We start from the raw sequence: 22,167 nt of genomic DNA, 5'->3' as shown, positions 1-22,167 counted from the left end.
TCGGGCGGGCGATCAACGACACGTCGAAGTCGGGAGTGGAAACGCCGTCGTGTGGTGGGGGCCAGAGGGCGTGGCGGCAACGAAGCTGACCCGGTCTGGGTCGTGGCCTGCCTGTTCGGCGGCTTCGCACATGAGCGTTCTGATCGCGTAGTGGCAGCACCGGCGCCCCCAGAGCACCCATCCGCCATACAAGGCCGACGATCCGACTCGGGCTTCAGCTGCCCAGCACGCGGCATCCACCAAACCACACCCCCTGTACCCCCAACTGGACGGTATTGGGGCTAGGGCTCGATGATGTTGGCGGTCTGGAAGACGTCGAGGGCCGCCAGGAACTCGGCGGCCACGGCTGCGTCGCCGGACTCGATCGTGATCGTGCCGTCGTCGACCAGCGGGCCGAAGCTTTCGGCCTCGTCGATGATCGTCACCATCGTCGCCCGGTCGAGCGACAGTGTGACGTCGACTTCATCGGGCTCTGCGGACCAGTCCGGATCGACCTCGTCGAGTCGCCGCTGCGAGATGGCGTGATTGCTGACCTCCAGCAGGTGATCCTCGCCCAGGTCGGTGATCCGCCAGATCATGGTGGCGGCGTCCCGATAACCGGCGGGGTTGAAGCGAACACCCATCGCATCGATCAACAGCTCCCCGGTCATGGCCTTGGCCATCGCCGGCTGACGGGCCCGGCCGAGCTGGAGCGAGCCGTGGCGCAGTTCGAACGCGCCCATCAGGTACGAGTTGCGCCAGGTGGCCGACTCGGATTGATAGCCCAGTTGCTCCATCGCATCGGCCGACAGTCGGCGTGCCGTCTGATTGGTCGGGTCGTCGAAGATCACATGGTTGAGCACCTGTGCCACCCAGCGGTAGTCGCCCTCGTCATAGGCCCGCCGGGCGCCGGCGATCACGTTGTCGGCTCCACCCATCATCTCGACGTAGCGACCGGCGGCCTCGACCGGCGGCAGCGGGTGCAGATTGGCCGGGTTGCCGTCGTACCAACCCAGGTAGCGGTTGTACACCGAGCGAACGTTGTGGCTGACCGTGCCGTAGTAGCCCTGCACGTGGCTCTGGTGGGAGAAGCACTCGGGCAGGGTGAGCTCGTCGGCGATCTCGTCGGGGGTGTGGCCGTGGTTGGCCAGGCGCAACGTCTGGTCGTGCATCCAGCGGTAGACGTCGCGCTGCATGGCGATGAACGCCTTGGCGTCCTCCCGTCCAAAGCGGGGCCAGTGGTGGCTGGCGAAGCAGATGTCGGTGTGGTCGCCCCACATCACCAGCGCCTCCTGGAGGTACTTGCTCCAGGCGAGCGCATCGCGGGTCTGGGCGCCGCGAATCGGGTACAGGTTGTGCAGGTTGTGGGTGCAGTTCTCGGCCAGGCACAGCAGCGACTTGTCAGGGAAGAAGAAGTTCATCTCCGACGGTGCCTCGGCGTCGGGGGTGTTTTGGAACACGATGCGGATGCCGTCGACGGTCAACTCCTCGCCGGTGGCGGCGATCGTCTCGGTGGGTGCCAGCAGGTTGTTGGCCCCGAGCGGCAGCGCCTGGCCAAGCCCGGCGTCGACCTGCCCGCGGGGGCCCGGGGCGAGCAGCGGGCCGAACTGGAACAGCGCCCGGCGGGACATGATGGGGCCGGCGTGACCGTTCTCCTTGACCGCCTCCTCAAGGAACCCGTCTGGGGCGATGATGCGCACGTCGCCTGCCGTGACCGCCTCCTCGGAGGTCACGCCGAGCACTCCGCCGAAGTGGTCGACATGGCTGTGGGTGTAGATCACCGCGCTCACTGGTCGTGTGCCCAGGGTGTCGTTGGCGAGTGCAAGGCAGGCGGCGGCGGTGGCCTCGGTGGTCAGCGGGTCGATGATCAACCAGCCGTCGTCGGCGGCCATGAAGGTGATGTTGGAGATGTCGTACCCGCGTGCCTGCCACACGCCGTCTGCCACCTCAAACAGGCCGTGGTTCGAGTTGAGGCGGCCCTGGCGCCACAGCCCGGGGTGCACGCTGGGGGGAGGTGGATCGTCGGTGCGAAGGAAGTCGTGGGAGGCCACGTCCCACACCGCGTTGCCGGCCTGCTCGACGCGCCCGCCTGGCAATTGCGCGATCAGGCCGCGTTGGGCCGCTGCGAAGTCGACCTCGTCGTCGAAGTCGACGACGGCCGCGGAGTTGGCCGCCTCGGTGAACCCGGTGGCCGGGCGCGGATCAAGATCGCTCACGTCATGTCCCCCTTGGTGTCAACCACGGGGAAGGGTAGCGGCCCGCCGCGTGATCAGCGGTTGGTTTTGGTGCGCTTCGGTGGCGGGGTTTTGGCGTCGGCGGCCTTCCTGGCGTTGAGACCCTGCCAGATGGCAGTGACGATCAGGGCGCCGACGAGCGAACCGATCAGTCCGCTCGGACCGAGCTTCACCCCATCGCCATTGATCAGGTTGATGAGGAACCCCCCGATAAACGAACCGACGATTCCGGCGACGAGGGCCATCTGCCAGTCGACCTTGCCGCCCTCCCGTCCAAGAATGAACTGCGCGACTGCGCCGACGACCATACCCGTGATGATGATTCCGATGAGGAGCACGACACGACGTTACCGGGTGGCGGCCACCTTCGGAATGGAGCGCATTGACTCGCGCCAAACCTCCGCGTAGGAGGGTTCGTTGCCTCACGTATGAATCTCCGTTTGGGGTCGGGCTCGGCGACGCCTGAGAGCCCGTCTACACCCCGGAGGTGGTCTCTGCGTTGGAGTTGTGCTGGCGGACCGCACGCTGTCCCTGGTTGTGCGCCGACGCCGGCCGTGTGGTCACCGGCAACGTGATCCGCCTCAGGTGGCGGTTACGTCAGGATCATGTCGATCGCAACCGCCAGGCTGACCGCAGTGAACACAATCGTGATCCACCCGACCGTTCGGGCGGCTCCCGGATGGACGACGCCGTCGCCGCCGTGCTCGATCGGTCCGTGCAGGCGGCGGTAGTTGAAACCGGCCCAGATGAGCACCGCCGAACCGACCACGGTCTGGGCCAGCCCGGCCAGCGCGATCTCCCAGTGCCCACCCTTCGATCCGGCTCGTGCCAGCAGCACGCCGAGAAGCAGCATCGAGATGGCGGTTCGCTCCCAGGCCAGGGCGTTCCGCTCGGGCTGAAGCCCCGGTTTATCCAGTTCGGGGGCGAGCCGCGGCTTCTGGCTCACAGCTTGCCGACGATGACGAGCACGCTGGCAGCGATCGCTACCAGCGCCGTGCCGATCGTCATCACCTGGGGGAGGATCGACGGGGGTAGCGGCCGCTCGAGACGTATCGATCGCTCGTTGGCCGACCATCGCCGATACGAGGTGGCGGCGGTGATGAAGCTGAGGCCGAGCAACAAGAGGCCCATCAGTTCCTGGCCATAGAACGTATCGATCACCGTGATCGTTCCCAGCCCGCCGGCCGCCAGTGCGAGGGCGGTGCGGATCCAGGCGAGGTACGTGCGCTCGTTGGCCAGCGTGAACCGGTAGTCGGGCTCGGAGCCCACCCGGCGCGGATCGGTGCCAAAGCCCTGTGCCAGCGTCTGCCTGGTGGGCACGACCCGGCGTCGAGTCGGCTTTTCTGCGCGGGCGGTCATGGTTGGCCGACGTTACCCGCCCGGCATTGCAACGAACCGGCATTGCAACGAACCGGCGAGCGCCCAGGCGGGCGGGTGGGTCGGCCGGTGGGCCCCCGAGTCGCCGGTGGGTCTAGATTGCGGTGTTGGCGATGGGACGAGCCGGTCGTGCCGGTTGGCCTCGTTGAGCATCGGCGGCCGGATATTCGAGCGGGTGCTCCACGCCGTCAAGCACCGGAAGCACCAGGGCCGATGGCCGGGCACCGCCCCAGCCGATGTCGTGGCCGGCACCCGGCTCGACCGGGTTGTCGAAGCGCCAAAACGGATGGTCCCGTCCCGGTGTGGACAGCGTGAGGCGGAGCGCCGAGCCGGGCCTCACCACGTGGGCCAGCGGCATGAACGGCAGCCGGAACCGCACCCACTCGCCGGGCACCAGCGGTTGACGATGCTCGGGGAGAAACGTGTAGTCCACGGTCAGGTCGCCACTGCGCTCGCCGTCTTCCATCCGGTGCACCGGGCGATGCCAACCGGCTTGCATCCGCACCTGTTGTCCGTCTGGTCGAACCTCGGTGAGCGAGGCCTGCACCGAGGTGTCCGTGGTGCCGGGACGCATCCAAAGGTCAACGTGGCCCTGACCCATGACGGCGACCGGCTCGGTCAACGGTTCGCTCTGGTAGGCGGCGGTGTGTTCGTCGGCAAAATGGGTCCACTCGATCGGCACGGTGGGCTGGATGAACGCGTCGAAGTCGTCGGTGAGTGCGTAGGACTCCGCCCCGGCGTCGGGGTCGTCGAGGTAGCGATCGGCGCCGTCCTCGCTGGGCACCTCGTCACCCAGCGTGGCGCCCGGACCGAGATACCAACGTCGGGCGCGGCACCCCGCGGGCGGGAACGAGTTGGCGGTGATCTCGTACCTGGCGCCCGGCGCTCCGGGCACCTCGTGAACGGTGCCGCTTTCAAACAGTATGCGCACCGATGGCTCGGCCAGATACCTGGCCCGGGCCTGCTCGAAGTCGTCGGCCCACTCGGTGAAGCGGTCCTGCTCCAGTTCGTGGGTGGCACCGAAGTGTTCTGCGAACTGCGATGGTGCCACTGCGCGCACCAGGTCATGAAACCTCGGAACCCGCTGGGCCACATGGAAGTTGAGGAACTCGAACCATCGCCCGATCATCGGAGCGCTGTAGCCGTCGGGGTGGTGCCCATTGAACAGGGTGAAGACGGTGTGGGGCGACGAGGTGAAGTCGTTGAGCATGAGGGCGAAACGGCTGCCGGTCTGCTCATCGTGCCAGGACCCGGTGAGAAACACGGGCACTTCGATCCGGCTGACTTGATCGGCGGTGCGGCGAGGGGACATCGACGGCCGGAAATTCTCCAGGGCCCGTCCGAAGCTCTCAAAGTCGAGGTTCTGCGTGCGGACCGCCTGGTTGGCACGGGCGACCTCATCGCCTGCATCGATGCGTGCCTGGTCCCAGGCCATGCCACCCTGCTTGGTCTGAGCGTCGCGCTGGGCCAGCCACACCCGGGTGAAACCCGAGTTGTAGGTGCCACCGGGCCACTGTTGACGCCACAGGTCATCGATCACCGACTGCGGAGCGATGGCCGCCAGATGTGGCGGGCGGGTGGCTGCGACGTAGAGCTGGGCGATACCCGGGTAGCTGAGTCCGATCATGCCGACGCGGTCGCCGAGCACGAAGTCCTGGCGGGCCACCGTCTCGATGATGTCGAAGCCGTCGGCTGCCTGGGCGGGACTGAAGACGTCGAAGATGCCCCCCGAACAGCCGGTGCCGCGGATGTTCACACCAACGACGGCAAATCCGAACAGGGTGGCCAACAAGGTGCCCGGTTGGGGGGCGTCGGGGTCCGACGGGCCATAGCCGGAGTACTCAACCACCGTTGGCCATGGACCGGGGCCATACAGGTTCTCGTCGGGGAACCGAACCATCGCCGACAACAGCACGTCGTCGCGCACCGACAGGTAGCCGAAACCCTCGGCGAGCGTCTGGTCGTAGAGCGACGGGTGGGGGTGGTCATCGACCGCCATCACCCGAACCAGGTTGCTGACCCAGGGCTCGGTGGCACCGCCGGGGTCGCCCGCCACCACCCGATACTCGCCGGGCTCCAGCGTGTGGCCACCGCGGATGGCGGCCTGCAGGGCGTCTGAGTCGGCGAGCACGGCGTGCTCGTCGGGGATGAAGGTGACGTGGGCGTTGCCGGCATGATCGGCGAGCAGCGTGACCACCGGATCGCCGTCGACGGTCTCCACCCGGAGGTGGGTACCTGGCGCGGCGTCGGTGATCGTCAGCGTCTCGACCCCGGGGCGAAGCGACGGATGCGACGCCACCCCGTCTCCTGTCGGCGGGGGATTGGATGTCACGGCCAGCTCCAGTCGACCACGGCGTTCGGTGCTGTGGCCCCCCGAACCTAGCGAGCGTCGCTACGTTGAGGTCGTGAGCGGCCACGATCCAAACGCCCGGCATCAACGTCGACTTGTCATGGTGCGCGAGCAACTGGAGGCTCGCGGCATCGCCAACACCGGGGTGCTCGATGCCATGGGGGAGGTTCCCCGGGAGCGGTTTGTGCCCGACCGGTTGGCACCTCGCGCCTACAACGATGAGCCGTTGCCGATCAGTGAGGGACAGACCATCTCTCAGCCGTACATCGTGGCGGCCATGATCGATAGTGCGCTGGTGGGCCCGACCGACCGGGTGTTGGAGGTGGGCACCGGGTCCGGATACGGCGCCGCTGTGCTCAGCCGGGTGGTGGCCGAGGTGGTGAGCGTCGAACGTCACCCCTCGTTGTCTGAAACTGCCGCAGTTCGGCTGAATGCACTGGGGTACGACAACGTGGAGGTGGTGGTCGGCGATGGATCGCTGGGGTACGCCGAGCGGGCACCCTACGACGCGGTGATCGTGACCGCGGCCGGTCCCGGAGTGCCCAGGGCGCTCGTGGAACAGCTGGCCGAGGGCGGGCGCCTGGTGATGCCGATCGAACGCGCGGCGAACGATCAGCACCTCATTCGAGCGACGCTTCGCGATGGCCTGCTTGGGGAGGAGGATCTGGGCGCAGTCAGGTTTGTGCCCTTGATCGGCGCCCAGGGTTGGCCCGCTCAAGCGAGCACTCGAACCCGGGCCCGCTGAGCACGGGGCTTACCGGGTCGGACGCAACTCCCAGTCGAAGTCGACGCGCAGCGGGTCGTGATCGCTCAAGGGTTGGCCGGCCCCGTCGACGAACAGCTCCCGTTCAAAGGTGTGGGAGGTTGGCGTCAGCTTCACGTCATCGGTCGAGCGGAACACCACTTTGTCGATGACGTCCCCGTCGTTGCCGCAGTCGACCGACCCGCACACGTCGGACATGCCGGTGGTGGCGAGGAAGTCGGCGAACTGGGCTGCGTCCGGCTCCTCGTCGGTGTGCAGATTCCAGTCGCCGCCGATGATCACCGGGCGATCGGCGGGTTGTTTGGCCAGGTAGGCGGCCAACTGGTCGAGGTCGTCGCCCGCAGGTCGTGGTCAACGCCGCCGGCCTCCAGGTGAAGCGAATACAGGTCGACCTGCGCTTCGGCCTTGGGGTCGTCGGTATCCGCAGCGAGGGTCAAGGTGGTTCGCGCAAAGCCCTTCAATGCCAGGCAGTCGGCGGCGGCCGGACCGCACCCGGCCCATGGCACCCGGTCGAGCTCCGGGTCGATCGGCAGGTTGGACATGATGTTGAGACCATCGCCTGCGATGGCCTCGGTTCGTTTGATCGGGTTCAACACGCTCGGCCCCGGATGAGGCGTGGACTTGTACTTCTGGGGGGCCTTGGAGCGAATGGCATCGGTGTAGAACCCAAAGTCCTCCTGGGTGAGCACGACGTCGAAGTCTCCAAGCAGGCCGGAGATGATGGGTGCGTTGGCCTCGGGGTGGCTCTGAGAAATGCCCTCCGGCAGCCCGGCCACGTTGTAGGTGAGCAACGAGAACGAACCCTCCGCCTTGGGTGTCGTTGCCCGAACACCCGGTTGCTGCCAGGAACGCAATGGCAGCGCCCACGGCGATGAGGCGTTTGATCAGTGGGCCGCCGAGGCGGTTTCGGGTACCAGCACGCAGCGAGTGCCCGAGTAGATGGTGGGCAGACACTTGTTGCAGTGGACGCACAGCCCGTTGGAGTGCCCGGGTTCGTCTCGCATCAGGTTGGGCAGGTTTGGTTCGCGAAGCAGCGACCGGGCCATGGCCACCAGTTCGAAACCCTCGTCGAGCGCACCTTCGATGGTGTCGCGCCGGTTGATGCCGCCCAGCAACATGAGTGGCATGGTGAGCGCCTCCCGGAACTGACGGGCGAAGGGCAAAAAGAACGCCTCCTCGAACGGCATCTCGGGAAAGATCTTGTGACCCATCACCCGCATGCCCCAGCCGACCACCTTGGATTGGGTGGCGATGAACTCCTCCATGGGCACGTCACCTCGGAAGAAGTACATGCCGTTGAGCAGCGAGCTGCCGCCGGTCAGCTGGATGGCGTCGAGTTGGCCGTCGGCCTCGAGCATCGAGGCAAACTGCAGGCTCTCCTCCAGCCACAGGCCCTTCTCGACCCCGTCGGCCATGTTGAGCTTGGCGACGACGGCCACCCGGTCGTCGACCGCACCACGTACGGCATCGATGATGCGGCGGGGAAACCTCAGGCGGTTTTTCAGGCTGCCGCCGTAGCGGTCCTTTCGCTTGTTGAGGTTGGGGCTGAGGAACGAGGAGGGCAGGTAGTTGTGGCCCAGGTGTATCTCCAACACGTCGAAGCCCGCGTTTTGAGCCACGCGGGCGGCGGTGGCAAAGTCGGCCACCACCTCGTCCAGCTGAGCCTCGGTGGCTCCTTTGACGATGCCCATGCCGGGGGCACTCAAGCGGGTGGATGGCGCCAGGGTGGGGGTGCGGTTGGCGCGGGCGTTGGCCACCAGCCCGCCGTGGCCCAACTGGGCGGAGACTGCGGCGCCCTCTTCGTGGACGGCGTTGGTGAGACGCTCCAGGTCGGCGGTGAGTTCCGGCTTCATCACCAGGGAGTGGGGGTTGACCCGTCCTCCCATCGACACTGCGCAGTAGGCCACCGTGGACAATGCGGCGCCACCGGCGGCCACGCGCCGGTGGAAGGCGATCAGCTCATCGGAGACCGCACCCCTGGGCATGACCCCTTCAAAGGTGGCGGCCTTCACGATGCGGTTGCGCAGTTTGATCGGCCCAAGCTGGTAGGGGTCGAACGGTCCTGGAGTCGGTGTGGTGCTGTCCGAGGAGATGGCCATGAGTTCAGTCTTCCAGTTTGATCGGGTCGCCGACGGCTACCGTGCCGGGCCGGACGACCTGAAGGTAGATGCCCAGGTGATTGGGGTGGGTTCCGTTGAGCTCGTTCATCGCTGCAAACATTCCACGTTGCCGTTGGAGGTCGGGCTCAGCGCCCTCAGCGGGTTGCGCCCGCAGCGGCATGGCGCATCGCACCGTCGGCGACTGTACCGACAACACCGCAGTGCCCACGTGCAGGTTGCGGCCCACCCAGGCCTCCTCGCCGAAGGGTCCGACGCCGTCGGCGACGTCGATCAGCAGGTTGGGCCGAAAGCGTCGAACGTCCCAGTTGAGATCACCCCGCGCCTCGGCACAGGCCGCCAGCGTGGCCGAGCTCATCAGGTGCGCAGCGGCCAGGTCGAGGAACGTTCCGGGTGGAGTGGGAATCTCGTAGTACTCGGCATCATCGTTGGGCGGATCGAAGGTCATCTCGTAGCCGGTGTCGGGCACCTCGCCCGCACGGCAGAGGGTGACTGCCCGGCCCAGCCACTCGGACAGCGCGCCCGACGCCGTTGGGGAATCGATCTCGATTCGGCGACCGTCAGCGAGCGTGATCGTGGTGTCGTCTGCGCCTGCCTCCAGCAAGCGGCCGTAACGCTTGGCGGTCATCAGCTTGCCTGTGGTGTCGTCGATCAGGCCCCAGGAGCGGTCGCCCACCGCGGCGGACTCCCCGAACTCCAGTGAGTCAACCCACAGCCCCTGCATCGACTTGACCGGAGCCCGGAAGCACCGCGCAACGGTGCCCACCGTTCCATCGGTTTGGTTGGTGACGCCGTCGATGTGCTCGTTGGTGTTCTCGCTCATGGGGCGAGTTCACCACACCGCCCGTTCGGGGTGCAGCCCAGAACGGGCCGCCACTGCGCCGCTCACGCTGAACAGGGCCACCGGTCCATCACCGCCGCCCTGCCAATGAATCGTCAGTGGACCGGTGGTGGCGGTGGCGGTGGAGTGGGCCTCCCCCCGGCCGAGGGCTCGCACCCGGGTTGCTGCGGTGGCTGCGAGGTCCCACAGTTCAAGCGAGCCGGTCGGGCCGGGATGGTGGATGGCCACAGTGACGTTGCCACGGTCGGCCCAGTACCGCACCTCCCGCCCGCCGCCCCGATCGCCGGGTGTCACCCAGGGCCGGCTGCCGACAATGCCGTCGGCGTCGGTGCCCAGCAGCTCGGCCAGCCAGTGGAGTCGGGTCAGTTGCGGGTCGGGGATCCGTCCGTCGGCGCCTCTCGGCCCCACATTCAACAGGAGGTTGCCACCCTTGGACACCACATCACAGAACGACCACGACAGCTGATCTTTGGTGAGGAAGTGGGCCGGGTCCGAGTTGCGGTTGAACCCGAAGCTCCGGTCGATACCTCGGACCGACTCCCAGGCGGTGTGACTGACCCGGTCGATCGCCGAGTACTCGGGACTACGGGTGTCGAAGATCGGCGGCTTTGGCGGCACGATGCCCCGGTCACGCTGAGCCATCCTGCGGGCGCCCCCGTTGATCAGCACCGCGGCGGCCCGATTTTTCAGTGCACCCGACAGCACCGAGTGGGGCATGAAGCGATCGTTGACCACACCGTCGGGTACGACGGCACGATAGTGAGCGACCAGGTTGGTGAGCGCCTTGCGGTTGCCGGGCCAGGCGATGTCTCCCCACAGCACGTCAGGTCGAAAGCGGTCGATCAACTCGCGAACGTGAGCGTCGGCGTAAGCGGCATAGCTCCCGTCGGGAACCGCCGCGAACAGGTCGCTCGGCGAACCGATCGGGTGGTCGTTGAACGTCCAGTCGAGGCCGCCCGAGTAGTACACGCCGAAACGCAGGCCCTCCCCGCGCGCCGCCTCGCCAAGTTCGCCCACCACGTCCCGTTCGGTACACCAGTTGGCCCGATGCGGGTTGGGCACGGCGGTCGGCCACAGGCAGAACCCGTCGTGATGCTTGGCCACCAGCACCAGGTATCGGGCGCCGGCGGCACGAAAGCGGCGGGCCCAGTCCTGCGGATCCCAGGTGTCCAGCCCTGCCCGGAAGTCGGCTGCGAAATCGGCGTAGGGGCGGTTGGGGTACACCTCGGCGTGGTGGCGCGAGACGGAGCTGTTGGGGAAGCGCAGCGAGTTCTCGTACCACTCGGTATAGGGGATCTCGGCCAGTGGGTTGTGGCGGTCCGACGCCAACAACGGGCCGATCTCGTGCTCGGTCGGGGCCCAACCGGGCACCGACGCCGGGGTCCAGTGGATGAAGATGCCGAGTTTGGCGTCCCGCCACCAGGCAGGAACGGTGGGGCCGCCCCTGTCGGCCAGTGGCCGGTTGCCGGAGTCGGGTCGTGGGCCCATCGCTGCGACCCTACCTGTGGCGTTCGCTCGGTGGGGTCGACGTCATCGGCGTCAAAGCGGACAGAGCGGAGTTTCGCAGGCCTGCGAGGAGTCGGGCGATCTTGACGGTGGAGTGAAACCGGCGCGGTCCGGGTACGGTCCGCTGTCATGGGAACAATGAGTTTGGGTTTGAAGCGTGTGGTCGTGTCGAGGTGGCGTCCGCAGAAGGTCGGGTCGCAGCAGTTGGCATCGGCCCGTATGAGCGGCGCCATGCTGCGGGGGCCGGCCTGGCTTGCCATGGGTTTGGCCGGCGGGCGACGGGGCCGAAGGGCGGCGATGCGTGGCGCCATGGCCGTCGGCGTGACCGAGGTGGTGTTCCGATCTGAGCGGGTGGCCTCCAAGAGCGTGGTCGATTCGGAGGCGGCGGCCGCCGGAGCGTTCGTCGCAGCGACCGCGCTGGAATCGCTGCCGTGGACCGCCCCGGCGACGGTACTCGGCCTCGCAACGATCGGCGCGTCCGCCCGCCGCAGCGGCCCGGCTGCAACCGCCACGGGGGCGGCGCTCGGCGCCGCTGCCGCGCTCGCCACGCTTCGGTGGTGGCCGCGCATCGACACCTCGCCGGCGGATGCGCCGCCTGCCCCCCGCCGGCACCGCGGCGCGGTCGATGCCGACGGAGCCGGCTTGACCCTGGTGGCCAATCCGAGCGCCGGACCCGACGGGTCTGACGGCCCGCTTGAAGAGATCCGTCAGGGTCTCCCCGCGGCCCGAGTGGTTGCTTTGGGTGGCGACGATGACCTGCTGGAGGTGTTGGGCGAGGCGGCTGAATCGGCGGCGGCGTTGGGCATCCTTGGGGGAGACGGCAGTATCAACGCCGCCGCCTCAGTGGCGATGAAACACGAAATCCCCTTGGCGGTGTTTCCGGGAGGCACGCTGAACCACTTCGCCCGAGACCTGGGCCTCGACACGGTGGCTGACGCCATCGCAGCGGTCACGGACGGCACGGTGATCGAGGTTGACACCGCCTCGATTGCCGATCGTGCGTTCCTCAACACGGCCAGCCTGGGCAGCTACCCGGAGTTGGTCATGGCACGGGAGCGCCTGGAGGACCGCATCGGGAAGTGGCCGGCGATGTTGGTGGCCTTGATCAAGGTGTTGCGGACCGCCACCCCGACGAGGATCACCCTCAACGGTGAGCGACGGGATGTGTGGATGATCTTCATCGGCAACTGCGCGTACGATCCCGCCGGCTTTGCACCGGCCACCCGGTCCCGTCTGGATGATCGGCGTCTGGATGTGCGCCTGGTCGATGGCTCGCACCCGGCGGCGCGTGGACGTTTGATGATGTCGTTGCTCACCGGCACACTGGCCCGCAGCCGGGTGTACGAGCGGCGCCTGGTCGACCACCTGGAGATCTGTACCGACGGATCCAGCGCCATGTTGGCGACCGATGGCGAGGCGTTCGACGGACCGGCCGAGTTCGTGGTGGCGAAGCATCCTCGATCTCTGCTGGTTCATGCCCCGACCAACTGACCGGCGGGAGACTCGCCGGAGGGACGGGCCGGATCAAGGGGTTGGTACCGGCGATGTGGGTGAGGCGCCAGGCCGATGGGGTCTGGCCATGGCGGTGGTGTACCTGACCGGCCTGGCACTGAGCCTGCCGGTGAGGTGGGGGCCTGTGGACCGCATCGACGAGCGGTTGACCACGGCGGTGGTCGGTTGGGTGGGCAGGCACCGGATCGTGCGGGAAACCGCGCTGGTGGTGACCAACCTGGGTGCGCCGGTGCTGCTGGCGTTGGTGGTCGCCATCGGCGCAGGCCTGCTGTGGCGTCGAGGCGACCTCAACGGGGCCCGAACCTTGCTGCTGTGCGGGGTGCTCGGTGCGGTCGTCGAGACGGCGTTGAAGCTGACGGTGGCCAGGGCCCGTCCCGATCTCGACTCGTTGGTGACGGCGCGCGGTACCAGCTTTCCGTCCGGGCACGCGATGAACTCGATGATCGTCTGGGTGTCGACGATGTGGCTTCTCGCCCGACCCGCGCACAGCGCTGGCAGGCCCGCAGCACGGGTTCGTTCCTGGAGTCCCGGCCCGGTGATCGCCGGTGCTGCGACCCTGGCGGTGCTGGTTGGCAGCAGCCGGGTGGCACTTGGCGCCCACCATCCCGGTGACGTGGCGGCAGGTTGGCTGCTCGCCGGGATGTGGCTGTTGCTCCTTCGGCGGCTGGTGGTTGAACCAGGCCGCTGACTGTGGCGCTCCTGATCCTCAGGCTGCTGGAAGCGCCTTGCCCACGCTTCGAATGGTGAAGCCGATGGCCAGCAGGGCGATGCCCCGCGAGATTGCCGCAATGCCGATCCACAGCACCAGCAGCACCACCGACCGGCCCGGGTAGCGAACCGCCCAGATCGCCACACCGATCTCCAGGGTGGCCAGCACCAGCGAGATCCACCACAGTTCGATCCCGGCGTGGCGAGACTCGAAGGCGCCGATGATGCCGAACACGCCCCGGAACAACAGCAGCCAGGCCACCAGCTTGGCGAGCACCACGAAGGTGGCGGCGGGCCATGCAAAGGCGACGATGCCCGCACCGATGGCCAGCACTCCAAGCACCAGCCCCACCCACCGCTGGGCACCCTTGGCGTCAATTGCGGCGCTCAGGTCGGCGACGCCGGTGAGGATGAACCCAACGCCTGCGGCAATCGTGACCGCCCACAACGTCGTGTAATTGAACGACAGGACGAGGAAACCGAACACCACGGCGATCACCCCGCCAACGACGGGAATCCACCAACCTCCTGTGCGGCTGCGCGGGTCGGCACCGACCTGGGGTGTGTTCACCATGGTGGTGTTCTCCTGAGTGATCTCGAACGGCCTGTGGCCGGGGGCGGATTGGTTGGCCGGAGGATAGCGAACGCGGCGGGCGTTCGCAGCGGAAGGTGCGAGACTGCTGGGAAGCTGGCAATCAGCGGTTGCATGGCCCTGACGCTCAGCCCGGTTGCGCCAGACTGGCGGGATGAGCACGTTTGAATCCGGCATCGACCCGACAGCCATCGCGCCGCGCCAACCCGGCGCCGACGCCTCTGGCGGCGCGCTCAGGGCGGGATTCACCGCCATGACCGAGGGCACCCAGGCCGACTGGAACCGCATCGTCGAAGCTCAGCTGGAGTTCTACCCTGGCCTGACCGACCGGGTGATGTCCCACCTTGGCGTGTTGTCGGGTGACTACGGGGGCTTCACCGTCGACCGCCTGAGCCACTCGCTCCAGACCGCCACCCGTGCGGTGCGGGCAAACCGCAGCGACTCCTACGTGGCCTGCGCGCTGTTGCACGACATCGGCGACACGCTCGGCAGTTTCAACCATCCAGACATCGGCGCTGCAATCGTGTGGCCCTTTGTCGACGATGACCTGCACTGGATGGTGCAACAGCACGGGATCTTCCAGGGGTACTACTTCTTTGAGTACCTCGGACTCGACCCCAACATGCGCGATCGGTTTGAGGGGCACCCGCATTACGACCTGTGCGCAGAGTTCTGCGCCGACTTCGATCAGCCGGCATTCGATCCGGACTACCCCAGCCTTGCGCTCGAAGAGTTTCGCCCGCTGCTCGAGGGGTTCTTCGCCTCGCCGAAGCGCTCGATCTACAAGCGTGATCAGTCGTGAGCTGGACGCAGAGCGATATTGGTGACCTTTCCGGCCGCACCGCCGTTGTCACCGGTGCAAACGGCGGCCTGGGACTGGAGACCGCCAAGGCGCTGGCCGGCGCCGGCGCGCACGTGGTGATGGCGGCGCGGAACCAGGCCAAGGCGGCAGTGGCCAGGGCGGAGATCCTCGGCACTCACCCGGCAGCGTCGCTGGAGGTCGTCGAACTGGACCTTGGTGACCTGGCGTCGGTGCGCACGGCGACCGATGAAATCGTCGGCTCGCATCGCAGTATCGACCTGCTGGTGAACAATGCCGGGCTCATGGCGCTGCCAGAACGGGTGACCACAGACGGGTTCGAGATGCAGTTCGGCGTCAACCATCTGGGCCACTGGGCGTTGACGTCGCACCTCCTGGTGCCATTGTTGCGAGCGGTCGATGCCCGGGTGGTGACCGTCACCAGCGTCGCCCGCCTTCAAGGCCGTCCCGTCGACCCGGACAACCCGCACCTGCGGGGCAATTACGCGCCGTGGAAGGCCTATGGGCAGTCAAAGCTGGCCAACTACCACTTCGGTCTGGGCCTCCAGCGAAGCTTCGAAGCTGCTGGGACGACTGCGTCCAGCCTGCTGGCCCACCCGGGATTGTCCAACACCAACCTCCAATCCCACACGGCCACCGAGGGTGGCGGCGGTCTGGTGGGCATGATCGGCGCCCCCTTCACTGCCCTGGCCGGCATGTCGACGGTGGTGGGTGTTCGTCCGCAGCTGCGGGCCGCCACCGACCCTGGTGCCTCCGGCGGGGAACTCTACGGGCCGCTCTTTACCTCCAGCGGCCCCGCCGTGAGGCGTCCGCTGCTGCTCCTGCCAGGCAGCGACGCGGCCATCGACACGCTGTGGGAGGTGTCCGAACGCGAGACCGGCATCGCCATGGACGTGGTGGCGGCTCTCGCCGAGGCCGAACGCGACGGCTAAGCAGCATTCATCGATCTACGTGCACGGCGTTGCGACGACGTGGGTCGGGGCGCGTCTCCGTTGCCCGGGTGGCGCGGGCGGCGCTCATCGGGAGCGAAGCGCCAGCGGCAGCACCGGCCCGCTGCCGGCCTCCGTGAGCCGCCAGGCGGCCACCGTGACGGTCCAGCGGCTTGCGATTTCGTCGTCGATGAGCAGCACCGGCCCGGCCAGGACCCCGGCCTCGGGCAGGGCGGCGGGGTCGACGACGAGCCGGTGCCAGACGTTCACCACCTGGTGAGCCGAGTTGGCCTGATCGGCCTGGAAGGCCTCGGGGGATGCGCGCGGCCCCGAACCGGCGGTGAGTGCCCGGTGCACCGGCAGCCTGCCGAGTTCGCCCAATCCATCCGCCACAGCGTCGATGACGGCGCGGCGGCGCCGTGATGGCATCGGACAGATCCACGTAGGCCGCGCCTGCCAGTCCCAGCGTTTGAGGATGCCGGCGATGGCCCACAGCAGGTCGTCGTTCAGCTCGACGGTCGGCTCGGTGCCGGCGTCGGCCCGGGAGACGAGGCGCTCGATGACCGGACCCCACCCGCCATCGCCCAGACGAGCGAGCGCCCGACCCGGACGAGGTTGCCGATCGGCGGCGATCCGCCCCTTCGGTTCGCCCAACCCGCTGGGCCACTGCTTGCGCGGCGGCACGATCACGTCGCCACCACGCAGCAGTTGCTGTGCCCGGGCGACCCCCTCGGGGTCGGGGTCGGACTGCCAGGTGCTGTCGGTACATCGGTCGCAGCGTCCACAGTCGCCGGCTTCGGCGTCGTCAAGGGCTTCACGGAGGTAGCGCAGACGACAACCGTCCAGCTCGGCCCACGTCCGCATCTGCTCGGACTCGGCCCGCCGCAGCTCGCGCAGGTTGGTGGCCAGTGCGTGGTTGTAGGCCCAGTCCGACCTGGTTCGAATCCAGCCACCGCCCACCCGTTCGACGGCCCCGTCCACCTCGAGGATGTTCATCAGGGTGCCGAGCCGGTTGCGGCCCAGGTTGACGGTGTGTTCGAGGATGGCGATCGATGTCGGCTCGACGAGATCGAGCTGATCGAGGGTGCTGCGGCAGAGCTCCTCGGAGGGGAGCGAGACCGACTCGAACCAGCGCCAGATCGCAGCGTCCTCGCTTGGGCGAGGCAACGCGATCACCTCGGCGGTGTCCAACGAGCGGCCGGCGCGTCCGATCTGCTGGTAGTAGGCCACCGGTGACGGCGGGAGTCCCAGGTGAACACAGAAGGCCAGGTCGCCCTTGTCGAACCCCATTCCCAGCGCTGAGGTTGCCACCAGCGCCTTGAGTTTGTTTGCCCGGAGTGCCTCCTCCAAGCGGAGCCGATCGTCGGGCTCGACCGAACCGGTGTAGGCGGCGGCATCGTGGCCCTCATCGCGCAGCCAGCGGGCCGTGGTCTCCGCCTGATCGACCGTGAGGCAGTAGACGATTCCCGAGCCCGGCAGCTCGTCGAAGCGCTCGCTCAGCCACGCCAGGCGATGGGCGTCGTCGGGCAGATCGACCACCGACAACCGCAGCGACCCGCGGTCCAGAGAGGTGCGAAGCACCAGGGTGTCGTCGCCCAACTGGGCGGCCACGTCCTCGGTGACCCGCGCGTTGGCGGTGGCGGTTGTGGCAAGCACCGGCGTCCATGGCGGCACCTCGGCCAGCAAGCGGCGCAAACGCCGGTAGTCCGGTCGGAAGTCGTGGCCCCAGTCGGAGATGCAGTGCGCCTCGTCGCACACCAGGGTGAACGCCCTGGATCGCAATGAGTCGAACACCCGCCGCCGGAAGCCCGGGTTGGCCAGGCGCTCCGGTGCGATCAGCAACAGGTCCACCTCGTCGGAGGTCAAGCGTGCCTCCAGGTCGTCCCAGGCATCGACATTGGACGAATTGATGGTGACAGCGGTGAGCCCGAGACGTTCGGCGGCGGCCACCTGGTCGCGCATCAGCGCCAGCAACGGTGAGATCACCACGGTGGGGCCCCAGCCGCGTGCGCGCAGCATCGCGGTGGCCGAGAAGTACACCGCCGACTTGCCAAAGCCGGTGCGGGCCACCAGAAGGGTGCGCTGCCGGTCGGCGACCACCGCGGTGACCGCGTCGACCTGTTCGGGCCGGGGGAGTGCGTTTGGCCCCGCCAGCGCCCTGACGTGGGCGGTGAGTTCCTCGGCGACCTCGGCCCGGCTGGGTCGTGGAGGCTCAACCACCGACGGGGCGCGGGTGTCGCCGGGGGAAGGCGGGGGTGTCGATGCTGTCGGGACGGCCATGTACCGACCGTACCGACCCCCGGTGACAGCCCCGTCCGTGCCGCTTAGGCCGGGCCGGAACCAGACTCGGCCCAGCGGCGCAATGCCTGCCGGGTGAGTCCGGCCGCGTGCTGCTGGATCACCGGTCCATTGTCGCTGCTGCTGCGGGGAAAGCCACGAAACCAGGCGTTGGTGGCATCATCCACCTCGACCAGGACGGTGGGGAGGCCCGCATCGGACAGCGCCGCCAACTCCGAGCCCAGCCGCCGTCGGGCCTGCACCCGGGTGGCGCGCAGCCCCGGACGGCTCTGCACGCTCACCAGGATCACCAGGTCGCAGGGGTCCTCCAGCGCCAGTTTCGCGTGGTTGGGCGACACCAGGCCGCCATCGACGTAGCGTTCACCGTTGATCTCCACGGGGGCGAACGCACCAGGGATGGCCTGGCTTGCCTGCACCGCAAGCTGGAGTGGGGCATCCAACCGGCCCGGTCCGAAGACACACGGTTGCCCGTCGCTCAGACGGGTGGCGGTGATCCACAGCGACGGTGGCCAGCGGTCGGTGTCACGAACCGAGTCGGCGCGCGCCAGCCCGGTGGTGGGGATGATGCCGGCGGGCAACAAGCCGGAACCTGCCAGGATCGGGTTGGAAAGCACCCGGGAGGCCAAGTTCGGTGCTGCCGGCACAAAACGCTCGAGCCCACGGTCGCGGTTGGCGTCGCGTGCCTCGGAGAAGGCCTCGCGCTCATCCCCCGAGGGGGGCGTCATCAGCGCGGCCTCGGTATCGGCCGGCGACGTGCCCATCAGCACCGGTGCGGCCACGCCGGCGCCTGCGGACGTGGCGATCACGCGGCTTGCGTCGGAAAGGAGGAAGTCGGCCTCGCTCTGGAGCGCTCGGAGGACACCCAGGTGAAACATCCATCCGCCGGCGCCGCCGGAACCGAGCACCACGGTGACTCGGGGGGGAAGTTGGATCATCGAGGCGAGCCTGTCGGGTGAGCGGGCAAAGGAGGGCAAGCGTGTGGCGGAGTGACGCTGACGCCGGAACAGGTTGTCGGGCGACGTGCCGGCGAAGGTTACGGCGTGAGGGCCAACTCGCGAGGGCGGCCGTGGTGCGACAGACTTCACGAGGTCGTCGGCGTTGCCACGTGGCGTCGGTCGACCCTGAGGGAGGAAACCACATGAGCCACACCGCATCCACCGGCGCCTACCAGAATTTTGAGGGCAGAATCGGCCGCACCGTTGCCGGGTCTGACGCGTGGTGGCCGCCCGAGGCGGCGGCGCCCAAAGGCGCCCCCAACGTGATCGTGATCATGGCCGATGACCTCGGCTACTCCGACCTGGGCTGTTACGGGTCCGAGATCGCCACCCCGAATCTGGACGAGTTGGCCGCTGGAGCCCTGCGTTTCTCCAACTATCACGCCACTCCGATGTGCTCGCCAACCCGGGCCGCGCTGCTGACGGGCGTCAATTCGCACCTGGCCGGGGTGGGCCACGTTGCCCACTCCGATGCCGGGTTCCCGGGATATGCCATGGAATTGGCCGACGACGTGGCGTCCGCGGCCGAAATCTTCTCCGATGCCGGCTACTTCACCGCCATGGTGGGCAAGTGGCATCTGACCAAGGACAGTCACTGCTCGGACGCCGGACCGTTCGACTCCTGGCCCGTCCAGCGTGGTTTCGACCGGTTCTACGGCTTCTTGGACGGGTTCACCAACCTGCACCACCCGCACCGACTCATCGATGGCAACTCGCCGGTCACCGTCGACACCTACCCGGAGGGCTACTACCTCACCGACGACCTGACCGACCGGGCCGTCGAGATGTTGCAGGGCGCCAAGGCCTCCAATCCCGCCAAGCCCTTTTTTCTCTACTTCAGTCACGGTTCGGTGCATGCGCCGCTGCACGCCAAGCCTGCCGATATCGAGGCGCAGCGAGGCCGCTACGACGCGGGTTGGGATGACCTCCGGGAGGAGCGCTTCGCCCGGATGAAGGCGATGGGCCTGGTCGATGAGTCGATCACCCTGCCGCCCCGAAACGCGGAGCCGGGCCAGGAAGTGGCGCCATGGGACTCGTTGAGTTCGGACGAGCAGCGGCTGTTCGCCCGGTACATGGAGGTGTATGCCGCCATGGTCACCTCGGTCGACGAGAGCTTCGGCAGGTTGCGTTCGGCGCTGGAACGGATGGGCGAGTTGGACAACACCATCATCATGTTCACCTCCGACAACGGCGCCTCCCGAGAGGGCGAGGCCGAGGGCACCACCGCCTACTACGTGCACCTGCTGGGAGCCACCGACACCACAGCCGACCTGGCCCGTATCGACGACATCGGCGGCCCCACCACGATGCCGCACTATCCGCGCGGTTGGGCGGCGTGCGGCAACACGCCGTTTCGTCTCTACAAGATCAACACCCACGCAGGCGGGCACCAGGTACCGATGATCCTGGCTGGGCCCGGCGTGGCCGAATCGACGGACGATGGCGCCGCCGGAACCTGGCGGGACCAGTACGTGCACGTCGTCGATGTCCTCCCGACGCTGCTGGAACTGACGGGGGTGGCGGCGCCATCGGAACGCAACGGCAAGGCACTCAAGGCGATGCAGGGCATCAGCTTCGCCCCCGTTCTTGCAAATCCGGCGGCCTCGTCAGCGCGCACCGAGCAGTACTACGAGATGCTCGGCCATCGGGGCTACTACCGCGACGGCTGGGAGGTGGTCAGCCTGCACTACCCGCTCACCCGGTTCTCCGACGAGGAGTGGGAGCTGTACGACTTGACGAGCGACCCCACCGAGACCCGGAATCTGGCCGGTGCCCACCCCGACCTCGTCGCCGAACTCTCCCAGGCATGGGACCAGGCGGCCTGGGCCAACCAGGTGTACCCGCTCGATGAGGGCAGCGGGCTGAAGTACCTGCAACGTCCGCCGTGGAATGAGGTGTACGAGCGGCCGGTCACCCTCACGCCCGGCACACCGACGCTGGAGCGGTGGCGTTCGCTGCAACTGGTGATGATCCGCAGTTTCAGCGTGACCGCCCGAATATCGATCAACCCGTCGGATGAGGGCATCGTCATGGCGCACGGCGACCAGGGCGGCGGCTACTCGATGTGGCTGGATGCCGCCGGTGTTCACCTGACCTATAACAGCGGCCGGGGACTGCTGGAGACCATCGATGCGCCCCGTCCCGACGGCGGCGAGCACGCGATCGTCGCCGACTTCGTGGCGCCGGGGGGAAATGTCTGGAACGTGACGTTGAGCGTCGACGGCACCAAGGTGGGCGCCGCCGACGGCTGGACCTGCCTCTTCCCCATGGCTCCATTTGAAGGTATCGACGTCGGCCTCGACCGCCGTTCGCCGGTCCACTGGGACCTCTACCAGGCCCACGGCGCCTACCCGTTCACCGGTACGATCCACGGCGTCGACGTGCAGCCAGGGGAGGCACCGGCGGACTCGCCCAACTCGCTGATCGAGGTGCTACGCGAGATGGGTGCAGCCTTCGAGTAGTCCGCCAAGCGGTCAGGTCGTACCGAATCCCGGCGGGGAAGTTCGCCGGCCTACCATCGAACCATGGCCGAATCCGCAACCTCCAAGCGGGAGCGCAAAAAGCAGGCCACCCATCTGGCCATCACCGAGGCGGCCTGGGAACTCTTTGCCGACCATGGCTATGACGCCACCACGGTTGACGACATCGCTGCTGCCGCCGAGGTGTCCCAGCGCACCTTTTTTCGCTACTTCGATTCGAAGGAGGCGGTGCTCTTCGGTGCCTGGCGGGACGAGTTCGACGAGTTGGCCCGGCGAATGCGGGAGCGTCCTGTGGACGAGCCGCCGATGGCGGCCATGCACGAGGCCCTGATCAGCCTGGCCGGGTACTACAAACGCCAGCGCGCCGTGCGCATCCAGCGGGCCCGCCTGGTGGCGACGTCACCCAACGTGGGCCGCTACCAGCAGGTGACGATTTCGCCGGCCTTTCAGGCGATGCTCACCGATGCCCTCGCGCACCGTCTCGGTGTTGATCCCACCGATGACCTCCGCCCGGCGTTGTACGCAGCGGTTGGCATGGCCGTGGTGCGCACGGCGACCGATCGGTGGTTGGTCGATCCAGACCGGCTCGATCTGGCACAGCTGGTGCATGCCGGGTTTGCTGCGCTGCCCGGCCCGACCAGCTGAGCGCGGTCACCCGCATCCGAC

General features: G+C 67.8%; 20 protein-coding genes. 7 read left to right on the top strand and 13 right to left on the bottom strand.

Annotated elements, in window-relative coordinates; genetic code table 11:
- Positions 1-281 precede the first annotated feature (281 nt).
- The 5 genes from MPARV_RS0100235 to MPARV_RS0100215 all read right to left on the bottom strand — a co-directional run bounded on the left by MPARV_RS0100235 (position 282) and on the right by MPARV_RS0100215 (position 5,922).
- Positions 282-2,195, bottom strand: coding sequence for an alkyl/aryl-sulfatase (locus tag MPARV_RS0100235; protein ID WP_020376808.1), 1,914 nt, complete (start codon positions 2,193-2,195; stop codon positions 282-284).
- Positions 2,196-2,248: 53 nt separating this feature from the next.
- Complete coding sequence (locus tag MPARV_RS0100230) at positions 2,249-2,551, bottom strand: GlsB/YeaQ/YmgE family stress response membrane protein (protein WP_012226705.1); 303 nt, start codon at positions 2,549-2,551, stop codon at positions 2,249-2,251.
- 254 nt (positions 2,552-2,805) lie between these two features.
- On the bottom strand, positions 2,806-3,159 hold the full coding sequence (locus tag MPARV_RS20540; protein WP_020376807.1) for a DUF202 domain-containing protein: 354 nt from the start codon (positions 3,157-3,159) through the stop codon (positions 2,806-2,808).
- Positions 3,156-3,572, bottom strand: coding sequence for a YidH family protein (locus tag MPARV_RS0100220; RefSeq protein ID WP_012226701.1), 417 nt, complete (start codon positions 3,570-3,572; stop codon positions 3,156-3,158). Before MPARV_RS0100220 ends, MPARV_RS20540 begins: the two co-directional genes overlap by 4 nt.
- A 112-nt stretch (positions 3,573-3,684) precedes the next feature.
- Positions 3,685-5,922 (bottom strand): CocE/NonD family hydrolase, encoded by a 2,238-nt coding sequence (locus MPARV_RS0100215; protein ID WP_157789389.1) that lies wholly within the window; start codon positions 5,920-5,922, stop codon positions 3,685-3,687.
- A 73-nt stretch (positions 5,923-5,995) separates the two neighbouring features.
- On the opposite strand from MPARV_RS0100215, the gene MPARV_RS0100210 reads away from it, so the two are divergent.
- Positions 5,996-6,685, top strand: a complete 690-nt coding sequence (locus MPARV_RS0100210) for a protein-L-isoaspartate(D-aspartate) O-methyltransferase (protein WP_202948794.1) — start codon at positions 5,996-5,998, stop codon at positions 6,683-6,685.
- Positions 6,686-6,694: 9 nt separating this feature from the next.
- Here the strand turns inward: MPARV_RS0100210 and MPARV_RS0100205 are convergent, their stop codons facing one another.
- The 5 genes from MPARV_RS0100205 to MPARV_RS20535 form a co-directional block, all read right to left on the bottom strand.
- Positions 6,695-7,024 carry an endonuclease/exonuclease/phosphatase family protein gene (locus MPARV_RS0100205; RefSeq protein WP_031276844.1) on the bottom strand — a complete coding sequence of 110 codons (330 nt, stop codon included), beginning with the start codon at positions 7,022-7,024 and terminating at the stop codon, positions 6,695-6,697.
- On the bottom strand, positions 6,982-7,494 hold the full coding sequence (locus MPARV_RS0100200; protein ID WP_157789388.1) for an exonuclease/endonuclease/phosphatase family protein: 513 nt from the start codon (positions 7,492-7,494) through the stop codon (positions 6,982-6,984). Before MPARV_RS0100200 ends, MPARV_RS0100205 begins: the two co-directional genes overlap by 43 nt.
- A 93-nt stretch (positions 7,495-7,587) precedes the next feature.
- Positions 7,588-8,802, bottom strand: coding sequence for an NADH:flavin oxidoreductase (locus MPARV_RS0100195; protein ID WP_012226693.1), 1,215 nt, complete (start codon positions 8,800-8,802; stop codon positions 7,588-7,590).
- 4 nt (positions 8,803-8,806) lie between these two features.
- Complete coding sequence (locus MPARV_RS0100190) at positions 8,807-9,643, bottom strand: MOSC domain-containing protein (RefSeq protein ID WP_020376804.1); 837 nt, start codon at positions 9,641-9,643, stop codon at positions 8,807-8,809.
- Positions 9,644-9,652: 9 nt separating this feature from the next.
- Positions 9,653-11,149, bottom strand: coding sequence for an alpha-L-fucosidase (locus tag MPARV_RS20535; RefSeq protein ID WP_020376803.1), 1,497 nt, complete (start codon positions 11,147-11,149; stop codon positions 9,653-9,655).
- Positions 11,150-11,296: 147 nt separating this feature from the next.
- Between MPARV_RS20535 and MPARV_RS0100180 the strand changes: the two genes are divergently transcribed.
- Both MPARV_RS0100180 and MPARV_RS21890 read left to right on the top strand, forming a co-directional pair.
- Positions 11,297-12,658, top strand: coding sequence for a diacylglycerol/lipid kinase family protein (locus MPARV_RS0100180; protein ID WP_031276842.1), 1,362 nt, complete (start codon positions 11,297-11,299; stop codon positions 12,656-12,658).
- A gap of 55 nt (positions 12,659-12,713) precedes the next feature.
- Complete coding sequence (locus MPARV_RS21890) at positions 12,714-13,367, top strand: phosphatase PAP2 family protein (protein ID WP_020376801.1); 654 nt, start codon at positions 12,714-12,716, stop codon at positions 13,365-13,367.
- Between the two features lie 18 nt (positions 13,368-13,385).
- Here the strand turns inward: MPARV_RS21890 and MPARV_RS0100170 are convergent, their stop codons facing one another.
- Positions 13,386-13,961 (bottom strand): HdeD family acid-resistance protein, encoded by a 576-nt coding sequence (locus MPARV_RS0100170; protein WP_012226684.1) that lies wholly within the window; start codon positions 13,959-13,961, stop codon positions 13,386-13,388.
- A 172-nt stretch (positions 13,962-14,133) separates the two neighbouring features.
- Between MPARV_RS0100170 and MPARV_RS0100165 the strand changes: the two genes are divergently transcribed.
- Positions 14,134-14,781 carry an HD domain-containing protein gene (locus MPARV_RS0100165; RefSeq protein ID WP_020376800.1) on the top strand — a complete coding sequence of 216 codons (648 nt, stop codon included), beginning with the start codon at positions 14,134-14,136 and terminating at the stop codon, positions 14,779-14,781.
- A complete protein-coding gene (locus tag MPARV_RS0100160; protein WP_020376799.1) occupies positions 14,778-15,731 on the top strand; it encodes an oxidoreductase in 954 nt (317 codons plus the stop codon). Before MPARV_RS0100165 ends, MPARV_RS0100160 begins: the two co-directional genes overlap by 4 nt.
- A gap of 84 nt (positions 15,732-15,815) precedes the next feature.
- On the opposite strand, the gene MPARV_RS25480 is transcribed toward MPARV_RS0100160, so the two are convergent.
- Together MPARV_RS25480 and MPARV_RS20530 are read right to left on the bottom strand one after the other, a co-directional pair.
- Complete coding sequence (locus MPARV_RS25480; protein WP_020376798.1) at positions 15,816-18,008, bottom strand: RecQ family ATP-dependent DNA helicase; 2,193 nt, start codon at positions 18,006-18,008, stop codon at positions 15,816-15,818.
- Positions 18,009-18,052: 44 nt separating this feature from the next.
- A complete protein-coding gene (locus MPARV_RS20530) occupies positions 18,053-18,961 on the bottom strand; it encodes a patatin-like phospholipase family protein (protein WP_012226676.1) in 909 nt (302 codons plus the stop codon).
- 203 nt (positions 18,962-19,164) lie between these two features.
- Between MPARV_RS20530 and MPARV_RS0100145 the strand changes: the two genes are divergently transcribed.
- A complete protein-coding gene (locus MPARV_RS0100145) occupies positions 19,165-21,483 on the top strand; it encodes an arylsulfatase (RefSeq protein ID WP_012226674.1) in 2,319 nt (772 codons plus the stop codon).
- Between the two features lie 63 nt (positions 21,484-21,546).
- Positions 21,547-22,146, top strand: a complete 600-nt coding sequence (locus MPARV_RS0100140) for a TetR family transcriptional regulator (protein WP_020376796.1) — start codon at positions 21,547-21,549, stop codon at positions 22,144-22,146.
- The last annotated feature ends 21 nt before the right edge of the window (positions 22,147-22,167 follow it).

The organism is Candidatus Microthrix parvicella Bio17-1, assembly GCF_000299415.1.
GTDB classification, from domain to species: Bacteria; Actinomycetota; Acidimicrobiia; order Acidimicrobiales; family Microtrichaceae; genus Microthrix; species Microthrix parvicella.
The sequence above is the reverse complement of the archived record's forward strand: the minus strand, read 5'-3'. Positions and strand labels throughout refer to the sequence as shown.